Annotated in this window: 10 protein-coding genes, 1 pseudogene and 2 other annotated features; of the genes and pseudogenes, 7 read left to right on the top strand and 4 right to left on the bottom strand. The window is 37.4% G+C overall.

Features of this window, described 5'->3' with window-relative positions; genetic code table 11:
* Positions 1-136: 136 nt before the first annotated feature.
* A complete protein-coding gene (locus K6959_RS08705) occupies positions 137-1,372 on the bottom strand; it encodes an IS110 family RNA-guided transposase (protein ID WP_223088202.1) in 1,236 nt (411 codons plus the stop codon).
* A 628-nt stretch (positions 1,373-2,000) separates the two neighbouring features.
* Here K6959_RS08705 and K6959_RS08700 point away from each other — a divergent pair.
* Positions 2,001-3,578, top strand: coding sequence for a benzoate-CoA ligase family protein (locus tag K6959_RS08700; RefSeq protein WP_223088200.1), 1,578 nt, complete (start codon positions 2,001-2,003; stop codon positions 3,576-3,578).
* A 176-nt stretch (positions 3,579-3,754) separates the two neighbouring features.
* On the opposite strand, the gene K6959_RS08695 is transcribed toward K6959_RS08700, so the two are convergent.
* Positions 3,755-4,660, bottom strand: a complete 906-nt coding sequence (locus tag K6959_RS08695) for a TIGR01777 family oxidoreductase (RefSeq protein ID WP_223088199.1) — start codon at positions 4,658-4,660, stop codon at positions 3,755-3,757.
* A gap of 658 nt (positions 4,661-5,318) precedes the next feature.
* Entirely contained in the window at positions 5,319-5,741 is a 423-nt protein-coding gene (locus K6959_RS08690; protein WP_223088197.1) for a YmaF family protein, read from the bottom strand.
* 470 nt (positions 5,742-6,211) lie between these two features.
* Positions 6,212-6,437 (top strand) — a binding site (T-box leader).
* Between the two features lie 32 nt (positions 6,438-6,469).
* Positions 6,470-6,694 (top strand) — a binding site (T-box leader).
* A gap of 46 nt (positions 6,695-6,740) precedes the next feature.
* Between K6959_RS08690 and thrS the strand changes: the two genes are divergently transcribed.
* The 3 genes from thrS (at position 6,741) to K6959_RS08675 (ending at position 11,323) form a co-directional block, all read left to right on the top strand.
* Positions 6,741-8,660 (top strand): threonine--tRNA ligase, encoded by a 1,920-nt coding sequence (gene thrS / locus K6959_RS08685; RefSeq protein ID WP_223088195.1) that lies wholly within the window; start codon positions 6,741-6,743, stop codon positions 8,658-8,660.
* 1,096 nt (positions 8,661-9,756) lie between these two features.
* Entirely contained in the window at positions 9,757-11,019 is a 1,263-nt protein-coding gene (locus K6959_RS08680) for a lipase family protein (RefSeq protein ID WP_223088193.1), read from the top strand.
* The gene (locus tag K6959_RS08675; protein WP_163239576.1) at positions 10,991-11,323 is read left to right on the top strand and encodes a hypothetical protein; all 333 of its coding nucleotides are present in this window, start codon (positions 10,991-10,993) and stop codon (positions 11,321-11,323) included. Before K6959_RS08680 ends, K6959_RS08675 begins: the two co-directional genes overlap by 29 nt.
* A gap of 46 nt (positions 11,324-11,369) precedes the next feature.
* On the opposite strand, the gene K6959_RS08670 is transcribed toward K6959_RS08675, so the two are convergent.
* Entirely contained in the window at positions 11,370-12,467 is a 1,098-nt protein-coding gene (locus K6959_RS08670) for an MGDG synthase family glycosyltransferase (RefSeq protein ID WP_223088192.1), read from the bottom strand.
* A gap of 138 nt (positions 12,468-12,605) precedes the next feature.
* Between K6959_RS08670 and K6959_RS08665 the strand changes: the two genes are divergently transcribed.
* The 3 genes and pseudogenes from K6959_RS08665 to K6959_RS08655 all read left to right on the top strand — a co-directional run bounded on the left by K6959_RS08665 (position 12,606) and on the right by K6959_RS08655 (position 17,662).
* Entirely contained in the window at positions 12,606-13,118 is a 513-nt protein-coding gene (locus K6959_RS08665) for a YkoP family protein (protein ID WP_262421940.1), read from the top strand.
* Between the two features lie 117 nt (positions 13,119-13,235).
* Positions 13,236-14,048: a metallophosphoesterase gene (locus K6959_RS08660; protein WP_223088190.1), complete on the top strand. Its 813-nt coding sequence runs from the start codon at positions 13,236-13,238 to the stop codon at positions 14,046-14,048.
* 133 nt (positions 14,049-14,181) lie between these two features.
* Positions 14,182-17,662 (top strand): annotated as a pseudogene (locus tag K6959_RS08655) (BadF/BadG/BcrA/BcrD ATPase family protein).
* Positions 17,663-17,677 lie beyond the last annotated feature (15 nt).

The following is a 17,677-nucleotide window of genomic DNA, read 5'->3' as shown; positions in this document are numbered from 1 at the left end:
ATTGGAAATTAATATTGGATTTCATTGAAAAGTGCTTAAAAAAGAGTATAACAAATAAACCTCACACTATTTTCGATTTTTTACCAATCACTATTAGTGTGAAGCTGGGTGTTTGAAAGGGTCTGAATGAGAAGTTTTAATCTCTCCTTTCAGGTGGTGTGTACAACTGATTGGTGCGTAGTAGCGAAAACACCAATCGTACCAGTTTTCTTGCAGTTAAGACGAGAGCGCGTTTGTGTTTATGTTTTGGAACTTCATCGTACTTTTTTGTGTAAAAAGCTTTATATTCAGAGTCATACTTTCGGATCTTATCAGCAGCTTGAATAAGGTAGTATCGCAAATATTTATTGCCTGTCCTCATTCTTGCCGTTTCTTGGGATTCGAATTCGCCCGATTGGTTTTGGTTCCATACCAAACCAGCATATTTCGCTAAGGCATGATGATCTTTAAATCGCTTTATATCGCCTATTTCGGCTATCAGCCCTGCCGCATAAACGTCTCCAATTCCTTTTACAGACGTTAGAGTTTGCGGTATGCCTTTCATTAACTTGGCAATTTCTTTATCTAGCCGCTTTACTTGTGACTCGATATGTTGAATGGTACTTAAAGTAACTGACATAGAAATATTTACGGGATCCTGCATAGCCTTATTTAACCGATAAGATGATCTAGCCAACTTATGAAGATATTTTGCGATTTCTTCTGGGTTTTCAAATCGGTTCTTCCCTTTATCCTGCAGGAACTCGACGAGTTCTTCGATACTCATTTCAGCGATGGTTTCGGGCTCTAGTTCTTCCATGACAGCCATACTCGTAGCTCCGAATTTATCTGAAAATGGATTATCTTGTCTCAGTCCACTGAACTTTAAAAAGAGCTGGTTAAGAAAATACGTTTTATTTCGGGTAATTTCCCGCATAAAATGAAACCTTGTCCGTGTTAATCGTTGAAGGGCTTCATATTGTATGGCATCTTTCATTTGGGCTGGCAGTCGGCCAAAGCGCAAGTGGTCAGCGATGACCCAGGCATCTATGCGATCGTTTTTCACAAGGGAGTCATACCCTTTTTTAAAACGAGCGACTTTTCTCGCATTTAGTACGTAGATAGAGGCTTGGAACTTAGGTTCATAGCCTTTCATTTGGTCTTGTAGATAATGGGCAAGATGCCAACTGTAAAGATCAGTGGCTTCCATCCCAATCTTCAATTGGTTGGCCTGACTTTTTTCCGCTGCTTCTAGCATTCGTTTGATCAGGGTTGCGGCCCCGTTTTGATCATTAGAAACAGAAAAGTCGGCAAGTGTGGATCCGTCCTGTTTCATGAAATGGACATGATGGGACTTCAAGCTTACGTCTACACCAACAAGCATTTGTGACATACCAATCACCTCCAGTAGGTAAGTTAATCAAGAACGTTCAGACCTGGGTGCCCACGGGAATCATCGATGTCTTCCTCGTCATCAGCACTCAAAGAAAAGAAGTCCATCATGAGCGCTACACTCACTTCTTTTACGGCGGCGCAACCAGTGGTTAGACCTTCAATAATGAACCATGGGTAGCAGGCTTATTAAGCAGTACATCGCGAGATGTCCGCAAGGGGGAAAAGCAATATCCTGATACGATCCTGTCGGGTTCCATTGTCCCATGAGCAGGTCTAAAACGCTATAAAAAAAAAATGACGGAGTAAAACGCTGGAGCATCCTCCATTCTCCGCCATTTCACGATATTCAGTTAAAAGGTATTTCAAAGAAGCAGTAGGGAACTATCCCCCTGCGAAATAACAACAATACGTAAATCTATTATTGATAGTTTGACTTTACCTCGGCTTCCCCACCAGAGGGGTGAAACAAGGGTAAAACAAAAACATTTATTGATGGGAAAGCCGAGAGGCTAACCTTTAAAAAAACCTATAGGAATCTAGAGTGAATTGTAGAGGATCCGGATCAACAACTGGAAATTCTTCTTCTAGAAAGAGCTCTTACTACTACTATACGAGGGGGAAAAAGAATGATAGATGCAGTCTATCAATATAAAGGGTTAAAGCAGCTTTATAATGCCGCTCATCGTTTTATTGAACAAAATATTCAAAAAGGGTTCGGCAACAAAGTCGCGATTGATTGTGATAAAGAACAGGTCACTTATGAAACATTGCTTTTAAAGGTGAATCAATTTGGAAACGCTCTCAAAAATATCGGCATTGAGCCAGAAAGTCGTCTCTTGTTGCTAACGTACGATTCCCCAGAATTTATCATTTCATTTTTTGGCGCAGTGAAAATCGGTGCGGTTCCTATACCAGTCAACACAATGATGAAGCCAGACGACTATGAATATTTCCTTAATCATAGCCGGGCTAAAGTGCTCGTTGTCCATGCGGAATTATGGGAAAAAATCAAGCTTTACAGAGAACGATTCGTCTTTTTAAAAGAAGTGATTGTCATTGAAGGCGATGAGACAGTCGGTGCTCATTTCTATCATTTTGATGATTTGCTTCATGTTGCTTCCAATGAGTTAATCACCGAAAAAACAACGTTAGAAGATGCCGCTTTTTGGCTCTATAGTTCAGGGAGTACAGGAGAGCCAAAAGGTGTTGTCCATTTGCAAAGAAGTATGGAAAAAGCTTTTGATAACTATGCAAGACAAGTTTTAAATATTGATGAAAATGACCGCACTTTTTCAGTTTCAAAACTTTTCTTTGCTTACGGTCTTGGCAATGGAATGTATTTCCCGTTAGGAGCAGGAGGAACGACGATTTTATTAAAAGATCGGCCTACACCTGAAAAAGTATTTAAAACGATAGCAGATAAAAAACCGACTATTTTTTTCGGAGTCCCAACGCACTATGGCGCGATGATTCATTATGTAGAAAAAACAGGAAAGATTCCTGATCTATCTTCAGTAAGGGTTTGTGTATCAGCTGGTGAGTCATTGCCGGCAATATTCGTCGAGAAGTGGAAGGAATTATTTAATATAGATATATTAGATGGGATTGGCTCTACTGAAGCTTTGCACATTTTTCTTTCTAATTATAGCGGAGATGTGAAGCCTGGGAGCTCTGGAAAGGTCGTACCAGGATATGATGCAAAAATTGTGAACGACGATTTTTTACAAGCAGCAACAAATGAGATTGGAGATCTAGTTATTAAAGGAAAAAGCATTACTGCTGGGTATTGGTGCAATACAAAGGAAACGCATCGAAAGTTTTATGGAGAATGGATGTATACTGGCGATAAATATTATCAAGATCAAGACGGATACTTTTGGTATTGCGGACGCTCGGACGATATGTTAAAAGTTGGCGGGATTTGGGTGTCGCCGATTGAAATTGAGACAACGCTGCTTCAACATGATGTTGTTCTTGAAGTAGCTGTGATCGGAATAGAAGATGAACATAATCTTGTCTATCCTAAAGCATTTGTTGTCTTAAAAGATGGCATTGAACCGACAGAAAGTTTAAAAAACGAATTAAAAAATGATGTAAAAGCAACATTAGCTCCGTATAAATATCCGCGGGAAATTGAATTTTTGCCTGAACTTCCAAAAACAGCAACCGGAAAAGTACAGCGTTTTCGCTTGCGGTCCAAATAACTGAGAAATGATGAAAAAAATTTTCGTTTGAATTGTCATAATATTTTGTCATCTATAACAAAGGGGTGTCCAATAAATCGACTTTAGGCTATTGGATTCCCCCTTTTACTGATATATCAACATTTTTGATTTTCGATTTTTATTATTTGCTCATTTGGGTCAGCCTCTTACTTTCTCTACTTTTTTGTAAGTAAATCCGTTAAAGCAGAGTTGAGTGAAGGGAATTTGAATTGAAATCCTTCATCTTTTAACACTTTAGGGATAACGAGCTGTCCTTCTAGAACGAGTGCACTTTTTTGCCCAAGCACTAATTTCATGACGAATGAAGGGACAGGAAACCAATGTGGACGATGCAAAACAGAACCGATCGTTTTTCCGAAATCCTTCATCTGTACTGGAGAAGGTGATGTGACATTGACAGGTCCGCGCAGGTTGTCATTTTCAAGCGCAAATACGATCGCTCGTACAGCATCCATCACATGCACCCAAGACACCCATTGTTCACCTGAACCAACTGTGCCGCCAACGAACAATTTATATGGTAATGCCATAAGCGGGAGTGCTCCGCCTTCGTTGCCGAGGACAACACCGAATCGCATAAAGACTGCGCGAATTGCTTGTGCTTCTACTTGTTTCGCCTTGTTTTCCCAGTCATAAACAGTTTTACCGAGAAAATTGTTTGCTGTTTCTACTGAATCTTCTGTATAGATAGCACTTTTTGATGCTGGATAAATGCCGATTGCACTCGCATTAATGAGGACAGAAGGCTTTTTATCCAGTAGCGAAATGATTCTGAATAACTCGTCTGTCGCTGCCATTCGACTGTCGTAAATTTGTTTTTGATGGTTTGCATTCCATCTTCCATCGTTTATTGAAAAACCTGCTAAGTTAATCAATGCATCTGCATTTTTTAGTTCACTTTCAGGGGAAGTACCCTTTTCGAGCCACTTTACATATGACACATTTCCTGATGATTTCTTATCTTTCCTTGTTAAGATGACAATTTCATGCCCTTTACTAAGAAGGATATTAGTTAATTTACGTCCGATAAATCCCGAACCACCAGCAATAACGATCTTCATTTGTCTCCTCCAGACTAGCACTTTAACTTTATTATCGTTTATAACAGCCTCGTTGTCATCTAAAATCATGTTGTTCTTTTTCATGCAGAGAAAAATGAGAGTGATGACCTGATAATAATTGAATAATATTTTTTACGTAATATTTGGATAATTTGAAAAGGAAGGGTATTCAATGATATGTGTAGCAGAAAATCATACAAATAGGTTGGATATAAAAATAGTAGAAAAGGAGTAGTGACAATGCTTGTATAAAATCGTTCCACGGTGTACTAAAGAAAGATCCTAAATAAAAACGAAAGAACAGGAAAAAAAGAAATCTATAAATATATTGATATATTCTCTAACTTCAAAAAACTCATTAGCCAATGGGGATTCCATGCTCTGAATACGAACGTATATACTATGTAGAGGTTGTAAGTTGAACATTAGACATTTTCATTCAAGTACAGAAAAGACCTACCTACTTTTGTATTTGAATGAAGAGGCGGCAAACATATGTGGTAGGATGGGTGTAAGTGCGGATGCTGCAATGACATGAATCGTACCGATGGCTATAGTTAATAAAAAATTAGAGACCATGCTAAAGATCTAATTTTTTAATAGAAATTAGACCTTTAGTATATTAGTCTTGCATTTTATTTATCCATACGATTTGATCTTAACTTTTAGATGGTTCTGTAAAACCTTTAATTATATGAATGTGACCATCATTTTCAGTTGTTCTAATCTCGACATAATGAGTGTGGTATCCATTAGGTAAAGGAATAGGGGGGCTAGTGTAAGCCTCATAAAAATGAATGTGTCCATCATCGAACGTTGTATTTCCTGATATTTTATGGACATGACCTCTTTCAGTTTCAATTGCCTTACTAGTTACCCCAGGGTGTAAATGGACATGACCATCTTGACACGTAGTAGCACCGCTATGCCCATGCGTATGGATACTTACCCTACTTGTATCCATCGACATTTGCATTTGGTTTCTTGTTTCAACCCCATTAAAGTTAACTCCGTTTGTAAATGGATGCGGAACTGGAAATGCATGATAAACCGGCTGCTGCATAAATCCTTGTTGCTGCATTTTTTCAACCCCTTAGTAAAATATCATTATTAAGGTATGCGACATTCGCCTGATCAGTTCAAGATTAATGGGTTTTTTTTTCATTCTTTTAAGGTGAAGTTTTAATGCAGGATTGGGGATTATAGCACTGAAATTTTTCATTTTGTTAAAACGTGCATTATTGTAACTCAAATTTACGTGAAAGAATATAAATTTTGATCATTAAAAAAGGAATAATTATCTTACTTGACATATATATTATTGTTATGTTTTCCCCCCCCGATTCCCTTTTATAGTTATTTATCTCAACTCCATAACTACTTCAGTCTCAGTCATACTATTATTTGACAGTACAAAATAATTGATTAAATTGTTAGTTGTTTCATTAGCATGAAGATTTATGGAACGACCTTCGTTAACTTATAAAAGTTTAAAATAAAAGTATTGCGGTTTATGATCGTTTATTATAAGATATATGATAATTTAATTTTAAATCGGCATTGATGAGGACATGAGTTACTTTTTACGGTTTACAGAGAGGGGAGAATAGCTGAAATCTTCCTAACGCAGGAAAGTAGCTTACCACCTTCTAAGCTGTATTGGGGAATTTTAGTATCCAGTACCGTCTTACGCTACGTTACAGCACAAGAGCCATAAGTGTTTTATGCTTATGGGAAATTGGGTGGAACCACGAATGATAACACATTTGTCCCTTTTTTTAGGATGGATGTGTTTTTTTAATTTAAAAAATAATTGCGATGAAGAGGACATGAATTATTTTTACGGTTTACAGAGAGGGAAGGATAGCTGTGATCTTCCTAACTTAGGGAAATAATTTACCACCTCCTGAGCTGTATTGGGGAATTTTTTTAGTATCCAATACCGTCTACGCTACGTTACAGGTACAGAGCTATAAATGTTTTTTCTTATGGAAAATTGGGTGGAACCACGGGTATGACACACTCGTCCCTTTTTAGGGATAGGTGCGTTTTTTTATATTTTAAAGGAGTGTTTTTTGTTATGAGTGAAAAATTAATTAACATTCAATTTCCGGATGGAAAAGTAGGGGAGTTTTCGAAAGGTATTACAGTTGAAAGGATTGCAGCATCTGTAAGTTCTAATTTAAGAAAAAAGGCGGTTGTCGGAAAGGTAAATGAACAACTGGTAGATTTAAGCTACAAGCTAGAACGGGATGCGGAGGTTTCGATTTTAACTTTAGATGCGCCAGAAGGATTGCATGTTTTAAGGCATTCTGCCGCACATGTATTGGCACAAGCAGTAAAGCGACTTTATCGGGATGTAAAATTAGGTATTGGGCCAGTCATTGAAGATGGGTTTTACTATGATTTAAAGCTAGAACATAGGATTACTGCAGATGACTTACTTGCCATTGAAAAAGAGATGGAACGCATTATAAATGAAAACTTAAAAATTAACCGAATTGAAGTTTCTTATGGAGAAGCTGAAAAACGATTTAAGGAAAAAGGGGAGCGATACAAGCTAGAAATACTAAAGGACATTCCAAAAGATGAAAAAATAACTCTTTACCAACAAGGCGAATTTATAGATCTTTGTCGCGGTCCGCATCTTCCGTCTACTCGTTTTATAAAAGCAGTTAAATTAACTCGTGTCTCAGGGGCTTATTGGCGGGGAAATAGTGAAAATGAAGTGTTTCAACGAGTTTATGGAGTCGCTTTTAAAAAGGAAAAGGATTTAAATGAGTATGTGAAATTTTTGCAGGAAGCAGCAAAACGAGATCATCGTAAGCTAGGGAAACAATTAGAGCTGTTTATGTTTTCTGAGGAAGCACCGGGAATGCCATTTTACTTACCGAAAGGACAAATCGTTAGAAATGAGTTAGAAAACTTTTCACGTGAACTGCAAAGCAAAGCTTCGTATGATGAAGTTCGCACTCCATTTATGATGAATCAACGGCTATGGGAGCAGTCGGGCCACTGGGATCATTATCGTGAAAATATGTACTTTTCTGAAGTCGATCAAACAAAATTTGCGCTGAAGCCGATGAATTGTCCAGGTCATATGCTCATTTTCAAAAACAACCTTTACTCCTATCGAGATTTACCGATTCGTTTCGCGGAGTTCGGTCAAGTTCACCGTCATGAATATAGTGGTGCTTTAAATGGTATGCTCCGAGTCCGGACATTTTGCCAAGATGATGCACATCTATTCGTTCGCGAAGATCAAATTGAAAGTGAAATGACCCAAATATTTCATCTCATTGACGAAGCGTATCGCACTTTTGGCTTTGAATATACGGTAGAGCTTTCGACTCGTCCAAAAAATTCATTAGGTGATGACAACCTGTGGAAGATATCTGAAAGAGCATTAAAAAATGTACTTTACAATTTACAAACAAACTACGAGATAAATGAAGGGGACGGAGCGTTTTATGGACCAAAAATTGATTTTCATATTAAAGATGCTTTAAAACGGAGTCATCAATGTGCAACGATCCAGCTTGATTTTCAAATGCCGGAAAAGTTTGCTTTAACTTATATTAATGAAAATAACGAAAAGGTTCGTCCTGTAGTGATTCATCGTGCGATTTACGGATCAATTGATCGATTTTTAGGCATTTTAATCGAACATTTTGCTGGTGCTTTTCCGGTTTGGCTCGCACCGATGCAAGTGCAAATAATCCCTGTTTCACAAGTTCACATAGACTACTGTGTAAAGATAGAAGCGAAACTAAAGCAAGTGGGAATACGAATGCAAATTGATAAAAGTAATGAAAAACTAGGATATAAAATAAGACGAGCGCAAATGCAAAAAAACCCATACATGCTTGTGCTTGGTGATAGTGAAGTGAAAGAAAATAAAGTAAATGTGAGAAAATACGGGAAACAACAATCAGACATCGTGCCATTTGAAAGCTTTAGGAAAAAAATAGTCCAACAAATAAAAGAACGCAGCCATTAAGGTCTCATTGGTGGGAAAGGTATGTTTTAATATTTTCAAAAAATCATTATATGAAAGTACTAATTATTAGACGTGAGACTTCTAAAGCAGAGCATAGAAAGGGAAGAGATTTTTGGAAAAAGCACCAGTTGGAAAGAATATTGGAGAATAGTATATAATGATGCGGGAGGACGGTTTGATCACGTCCTCTCATAGTGAATGATTAACATATCTTTCAAAAAGGATGATGATAAAGTTCCTTACTGGCAAAAGTTATCTTTACATTCCTCTTTTTCAGACGGAAATTCTTTAGGGTTAACAACTATGGAAGTGACTTTGCCTACTTGGTTCTTAGATATATTAAAATTAATATTAAAGAACAATTTATCATTACCGTTGATATGTCCACCTACCATAAGGGCACCCATTGGAGTAATTTGATAATATTCTTTATCAATAAATACTTCGTTAATTCTTTCATAGTTATGATATACAATATCTTCTGCTTTCTTTTGCGCCTCTTTAACTAACTGTATTTTTTTTATTCGCCGATTAATAAATATCCTCCAACCAATACAACAACCACAAGGCTAATATAAAGAATTGTCTTTCGCATAAAGTCACCTTTTAAAAGTAATCAACTTGCCGTTTAAGGGAACCCATATCTAATTCATTTTTATTGACAAATTTTATTTTCACATTCTTTTTTTTCGGTAGGAAAGTCATTTGGTATAAATATAGAAGTAGCCTTTCCTAATCCGTCTTTTTCAATTTGAAATCCAATATTAAAGGTTAGGCTTTTATCGTCATTGACATGGCCTCCAACGGAAAGCCCACCCATTGGGGTAATTTTATAATATTCTTTATTGATAGTTACCTTTTTAATCCCTTCATAGTTACGATAAACAATATCTTCTGCTTTTTTTTGCGCTTCTTTAACTAACTGTATTTTTTTTTATTCGCCAATCATTAAATAACCTCCAATTAAAATAAATAGACCTATTAAAATAAAAATTAACTTTTTTTTCATTTATTTCAATCTCCCTGTTGGAATATTCCTAATATATTATATTATAAATATATTACAATAAATAGGAATTAGAAAGGAAATTTTCCAATGAAACACGATAAAAAACTAACAGATATGACTTATTGGCATATGTCGGATAAATCCTACTATAGTATAGAGGAGCTTACAGGGGGCGGAGTTAAAGATATCAAGCATATTAATACTGGTCAAATAGAGTACAAATTAAAAGTTCCTGTAGCACCAGATATTAATGAAAAAAGGGAGATTGTCCGAGTTCTCGATGATAAAGAAACTGACACCCAAGCACTTGCATTTAAAAAAGGCGATGAAATTGTCATTGCCTATCGAGGGTCACAGGAATTACAAGATTGGGTGGATACAGATGGTAATTATTTGGTTTTAAATGGTAATCGACCTCCTTCAGAAACTAGAGCTATGAAGGAAACAGCCGGATATTCATACTCTATAAAAGGAAACCTTAATATACCAACGATGAATAATGCAAAACAGAAAGAATTGAAAAATTCTTTTGATGTCGCGACGCAGTTTGCTGAAGAAGTAAGAAGGGATTTCCCTAATGCAACGATTGATACGACTGGGCATTCATTAGGTGGAGCACTTGCTACTTATGTAAGAGTAATGGCTACTTTTGCAGGAAAACCATTTATAAGGCAAACGACGACATTTGCTGCACCAAATGTATACAGCATGCTTCCAAAAGACATTCAAAAACAAATTGATGAAGGGTTATTCCGAAATAATACAATTGATTATACTGATCCGAGTGATACGTTTGGAACATTGAATGACCGCTTTCCACAAGTCGGAATTCAACATCTCGTCAATAATGAAAGCTTTTGGCTAGGCAATCATAAATTGGTGAACTTTAGTCATCTTTTCTTAGCAGACGGTGAAATATTAGTTACACCTGATACGATGAGGGAATTAGCCGGAAAAGCAGATGATTTACATCATACAATAAAGATGTCTTTAAATGAAATTGAGATGTTTCAGGAAACTCATGATCAAGCGATTAAAAGTATTCAAAGTCATTTTGAAGGAAAAATTGGTACTTATTATGACAAATTGCAACTGTCAGATGTTAAGTCAATCATAAATAAATTAGCGATATCGGTGACAGGTAATGGTCCACAGTTTTATGATACAAGAGCAAGAGAGGCTTTACTCGAAGCGTTAGATGGTTTACAAAAAAATGCGTTAGAAGTGCAAGAAAATTTAAATAAAATGGCTGATGATTTTATTAAAAAAGATCAACAGTTGGCCAGTTGGTTATTAAAAAAAAAGAAAGGAGAACATATTCATGTCTATGTCAATTTTAGGATTAACTGATGAAGATAGAATAAGGATGCAAGAAATTGCAAGAGAAGGAGAGCTAAGGCGTCAACAAATGAAAGACTTAGAAAAAGCCATAAAAGCGAAAATAGAAAGTGAAATAGATGATTTTCGCTCAACCTTATTGAAAAATTATAAACTGCTTGACTTAGAGGATGAAATTATTCAAATTAAAAGACAGCTCGCAAATAATGCTAGCGGAAAAGCACAAGCAGCCGCGGAAGACAGAATTATGCAGCTCTATCATATGACGATGGGAACAAACATGATGTGGGGGCACTTTATTAATAGCTTTGCCTAATATGATCGTTGATGAGAAAGGGCACGACAAGCTTTTGCCCCCCTTTTTAATGCTTGATAAGAAACTCCTGTAAAACGACATTGATGTTCTCAAGCTCGCTAACATAAGCTGAGAGCCGTTGTTGAAATTGTTGCTTTGCCTTTTCATCCTCAAGGAATAAAAGCAGGCTTTTTTCCATTTGTTCTCCTACTATTGGGATCGTAAGTTTTTCTTTCAGTAAATAATGACGATTCCACTCCTCTTGACCAGGTAAAGCTTTAAGAAGGCACAGTGGGAGCTCTTTTTGAAAGCATTCGCTAATTGTAATCCAGCCAGGCTTTGATAAGACGAGATCCATTTGCTCATAAAGCCTGTTCATTTCTGGTCTCGATGATATATAGGAAATCGGCTCGAGAATAGAAGTGTGAAAGCTTGTTATTTTTCGGAATAGTTTTTGATTTTTTCCACACAAAACAAAATATTTTATTTTTCCCGATAAATTCGTTACGTCAAAAAGCTTTTCCACTAATCCTACCCCTAAATGACCACCCGACACTAACACATGAAAAGGTGAAACCTTTTTAACAATTTTCCGCATTTTTTGAGTGATGTGCGGATGAACAGGAATCCCTGTTACCGCTATTTTTTCAGGGGAAACAGCCCGGCTTTCCAAAAAATGCTTCATTTCGTCACTTGGCGCCAAATGGAGGTCAATATCACTTATTCCCCATACTGTATTAATAAAATAGTCCGTATATGCATTGATAACAGGAACTGACAAATATCCGTTCCTTTTTAAAAGATTCAATAAGTAAGAAGGAAGGCAATGGGTGCAAATAATGATATCTGGATTTTCCTGTACGATTAGTTTCTTCATCCTTTTTAAAAACAGTTGTTCATAGAAAAAATATCGTTTATTCGTTTCATAAACGCGGCATGCATTATACCTATATAGTAAACCGTATACTGATGGCATAAGCTTGATTGCTTTTAAATATAGATAAGTAGAAGCTTGCTCAGCTAAGCGGGACGTATAATGAAAAATATCCACTTTTTTTATTTCTAAACGATTATCGATCGCTTTTAAATACGTGCTAAGTGCATCTGCAACTTGGTGATGACCTGATGGCATTTGTAAAAATGGCAAAATAAGAATTTTCCTCATATAAACCAAGCCCTTTATTCTTTCTTAATAAATGTTCGGCAGATCAATCTAAACTTTCCCATTTATATTTCCTCTTTTTTAAACAAAAAATACTGACATCAAACTGACAGTTTATTGAAAGGAGAAAGAGGAAACGTGTTGCTTCGTCCGATCTGTTTAACAATTTGGAAATATTTAGATCCGGTTTATTTTTTTTCATTCACTCGACTTCAATACATTTGTCCAGAAAAAGAGGAAGGGATTTTTCGTGTTAGATTAACGCGTTATAAAGGAAGAACAGTCGCTTTAGGCGATGGAACAGTGATTGGTAAAAACGATATTTTACTCAAAATTCACTTTCATAATGTAAAGCTACTACAAGATCTTGATAAGATGAACAATGAATTATCGAAGGGGAAAGTTATTTTTAGACAAGTGATGAAGTCAATGCCTCATTTAGCTACATTTATTGTGTATCATCCAGAGCAAGCTAAAATAAAAGGAATAATTGGAATTACACTTATTGATAATGGATTTACTCAGCTTGGATTTGAATGTGCCTTGCCAAAAAACAAATTGTATTCATCGTTAAAAAAGCTGTCGCAGCTGCCTATTTTATTACTTTCATGTTCAACTATTTCAATTAAAAACATCGTCCTGTTTATTTATTGATGTCTAAAGAAAAGCTATTAAAGAAATATAAAAGCCCATTTTAAACCAGTTACCACCAACTCCCACTAGGACTTCTTCCTATTTGCGATTATAATAAATAGAGGGAGGGGTATAAAAGTGGGATTTTATCTTATTTTAATTGTGCTTGCTTTTTTAGCGTTTATTTTCATTAAGGCGAATAAGAATACAAGAAATGTGAACGTAAATACGATTTTCGTTCCCCGTCCAAATGTGACAGTTTCAGAGAGAAATAGAAAGATTCTACACCTTTCTGATATGCACCTTGAAAATATTTCAATTACCCCCCCAGAACTATATACGATGGTTTCGAAACAGCCTATAGATCTCATCGCTCTCACCGGAGATTACCTCGATCGTAAACGCAGTATTCCTAAACTAACAGGTTATCTTCAAGTACTTGAAAAATTAAACCCCCAATACGGGATTTATGCTGTTTTTGGTAATCATGACTATGTTTTAAAAGGTAAAAACTTTGAAACTTTGAAAAGAACACTTGAAAACAATGGTTGCAAAACATTACAAAACGAGCATGTGTCGCTTCATGTTCGTGGGGAGCATTTAAATATAATTGGGATCGATAATTATAGTACGAATCATAGTGATGTTAAAAAAACGTATTCTGGTGTTCCAGAAGGGTATAATTTAGTTTTAACACACGATCCAAATGTAGTCCTTGAGATGGAAGATATACCGTTTGATTACTTATTATCAGGTCATTTTCACGGTGGCCAAATTCATTGGCCGAAGCCTTATCATTTAATGAAAATGGGAAAGCTCGTCCGCATGAATATGATTAAAGGGCTTCACTATCACGGTGGAAAACCGTTTTATATTAGTGAAGGGCTTGGACAAACAGGTGTCAACATTCGGATTGGGAGTCGTCCCGAAATTACGTTCCATGAAATTTGATAGCAAACTTCTTCACCTTGCCTTTTATTACATTATTGGCAAGGTTTTTTTATTTCAGTTTTCACTACGTATATATTGTTATGTTTTCCATATAATAAATTCATTCACATCAGCTTACAAAGGAAGTGATAATATGGAAGACAGCAATGGCATCAATTCTTTGTTTATCGGAATTGATGTGGGTTCAACGACCGTAAAGGCGACTGTCATTCATCCAAACAATAAGAACATTCTTTGGTCGGATTATCAGCGGGCACCATACGAAACAAGCTGAAATGGTGCTTGATTTTTTAATCCGCATCGGAAATGAGTTTCCAAACATAAAACAAGAAAATATCCGCGTGTTTATTACAGGCTCAGGAGGCAGCTCTATTGCTGAGTATATCGGAGCTAAGTTTGTCCAAGAAGTAAATGCTGTTACGATGTCAGTGGAACAACTTCATCCTGATGTGGGCAGTGTGATTGAACTAGGCGGACAAGATGCGAAAATTATTATTTTTAAAGAGAATAAAGAAACGGGAGATAAGCAGGCGATTACGTCGATGAATGATAAATGCGCTTCAGGCACCGGCGCAACGATTGATAAGTGCATGATAAAGGTCGGAATGCCAGAAGAGGAAGTCGCAAAGCTTGAATTTAATGATGCCAAGCTTCATCATGTCGCAGCTAAATGTGGTGTCTTTGCGGAAACTGATATTGTCAATCTAGTGAAAAGCAGCATCCCATCAACAGAAATTATGTGTTCTTTAGCAGATGCGATTGTTATGCAAAATCTTTCCGTTTTGACACGTGGAAATACTTTGCGGCACAAAGTGCTGTTATTAGGCGGACCGAATACATATTTACCTTTTTTGCAGCAATGCTGGCGAAAAAGAATACCAGAATCATGGAAACAACGAGGCTACGATTATCCGAAAGAAGTTCCGCTAGAAGAGTTAATTTTCATCCCGGAAAATGCCCAGTATTACGCTGCCTATGGCGCTGCGATTTACGGGATGCATGAACCCGCGGAAGTAGGGATTTATAAAGGAATTGAAGCTTTAAAAACATTTATTACACACGGTCGTAAAGCAAAGCTCGGTGAAAAAGCGGGTGCTCCCCTCGTAAAAAACAAAATCGAGTTAGAACAATTTCGACGTAAATATCGTATTCCGAAATTCGTTCCCGCTTTATTTAAACCGGATGAAACGATTCAAGCAGTGATTGGTCTAGATGGAGGTTCAACATCCTCAAAGGCTGTACTAGTCGATACGGAAGGGAACATTTTGTTAAAAGAATATCAGCTGTCTAAAGGAAATCCAATTCAAGATACGAAAGAGCTTCTCGCACGAATTCGCGACAAAATATACTCAGCTGGTGCGAAGCTTGAAGTCATTGGCTTTGGTGCGACAGGGTATGCCGCTGATGTGTTGGAAAAAACGTTGAAAGCAGATGTAAATATCGTCGAAACTGTAGCACATATGATGAGTGCTGTTCATTTTTTCGGTGATATTGACGTGATTTGTGATGTGGGTGGACAAGATATTAAAGTACTTTTTCTTAAAAACGGAGATATTCGGAATTTTCGATTGTCCAATCAATGCTCCGCTGGAAATGGAATGCTACTTCAGGCAATGGCTGACCAATTTGGAATTCCAATCGAAGAGTATGCTAACACAGCCTTTAATGCTGAATTAAGCCCAAAATTTTCTTACGGCTGTGCCGTCTTTCTTGACTCAGATCGAGTCAATTTTCAAAAAGAAGGATATGCAAAAGAGGAACTATTAGCAGGGCTGGCGCTCGTATTGCCAAAAAATATTTGGCAGTATGTCGTTCAAATTCCACGGATGGCTGAGCTTGGAAGAAAATTTGTTCTTCAAGGTGGGACGCAGCATAATTTAGCTGCTGTGAAAGCGCAAGTAGACTATATTAAAGAACGGGTTCCAGATGCAGAAGTATATGTTCACCCTCATACAGGTGAAGCAGGTGCAATCGGAGCGGCGATGGAGACGCTTCGTGTAGTGAAACGGAGAGGGTATTCGACCTTTCTCGGTATTGATGCAGCGATTGGAATGCAGTATCGCTCACGAAATGATGAATCAACAAAGTGCAACTTTTGTCCAAATCATTGCAGTCGCACATTTATCGACACGTCGACTCCTGATGGTCAAACTGCCCGGTATATTTCCGGTTTTAGCTGTGAAAAGGGGACGGTCGAAGATAAAGAAGCGATGATCAAGTTAACGCAAGAACGGAAACAGTTGAAAAAACAATACCCGAATTTAGTGGAATATGAAGGACGCCGCATGTTCCAGCATTTTTATCATGCTGCGCCGCTTCCGGAAGCTGGGGAAACCATTGAGGATGTGAAAGTAAAATCAGGCTGGCTCGGGACGAGAAGAAAGAAATATACTCGCGGATTTCAACGTTCATCAGCTGAGGCACTCCAATGGCGAAAGGAGCTTCGCATCGGTATTCCAAAAGTTCTTAATATTTGGACTACAGCTCCTTTTTGGCGAACTTATTTTGAAACGCTCGGCATTAGTGAACGCGGGATTGTATTTAGTGACTATACGAGTGAAGAAATGTGGCAGGAGGGGGGGAAGTACGGCTCGATCGATCCGTGCTACCCATCTAAAGTAGCGCAGGCACATGTCCATAATCTACTTTTTAAACACCATCGAGAGAATAAGCCGTTAAATGCCATCTTTTTCCCGTGTATTACCCATATTCCGACCCATTTGAACAATGTGACGGATTCAGCGAGCTGTCCGATCGTGGCAGGCGCTCCAAATGTAATTAAAGCGGCATTTACAAAGGAAACGGACTTTTTTAAAGCGAAAGGAATTACGTACTTTGATCCTGCTATGACATTTACAGAAACAAATTTACTGAAAAAACAGCTTTTCGAGGCATTTAAAGATTTCCTGAAAATAACGGAGGATGAAAGCGATTTTGCGGTTGAAGAAGCATGGAAAGCAATGGAGCTGTTTGATCAGGAAATGCAAGAAAGAGGAAAAATCATTTTAGAGCAGGTTGAAAAGGAGAACAAGCTTGCGATTCTTATGATTGGCCGCCCATATCACTCTGATCCAGGTTTAAATCATTCTGTATTAGATGAGTTTCAAGTTCTTGGCTATCCGATTCTTTCGATGCGTTCGATCCCAAAAGATGAAGCATGGCTGCGCCGATTTTTTAAAGCTGATTTGGAAAGTAATAGAGTTCAGTCTGCTCTTGAAGTAACTGATGTATGGCCGGAAAACTTTAGTTCAAACAGCGTTCAAAAAGTGTGGGCAGCTAAATTTGCCGCCCGCCATCCAAATATCGCTGTCCTCGATTTATCGAGCTTTAAATGTGGGCATGATGCGCCGACATACGGTTTAATTGATTCAATTATTTCTACAGCGGGTACGCCTTATTCCGCTCTGCACGATATCGATGCGAATAAACCGAGCGGTTCGATTAAAATCCGGGTAAAAACGTATGCGCATAGTTTAGGACTTCATGAAGAACGGCTTCAAGATTTAGCACGCAAAAAGGAAGAACTAGAACGGCTTATTGAAAAAAAGCGTCTTGAATTAATGCACGGAGAACGGACAAGTCAATTTACAGCGAAAAAGGCAATTTCTGAATAACAAAAAGGAGTGGGC

Origin of the sequence: Bacillus aquiflavi, assembly GCF_019915265.1 — a bacterium.
In the GTDB taxonomy this organism is placed as follows: domain Bacteria; phylum Bacillota; class Bacilli; order Bacillales; family Cytobacillaceae; genus Bacillus_BT; species Bacillus_BT aquiflavi.
This window is presented reverse-complemented; position numbering and strand designations above follow the sequence as displayed.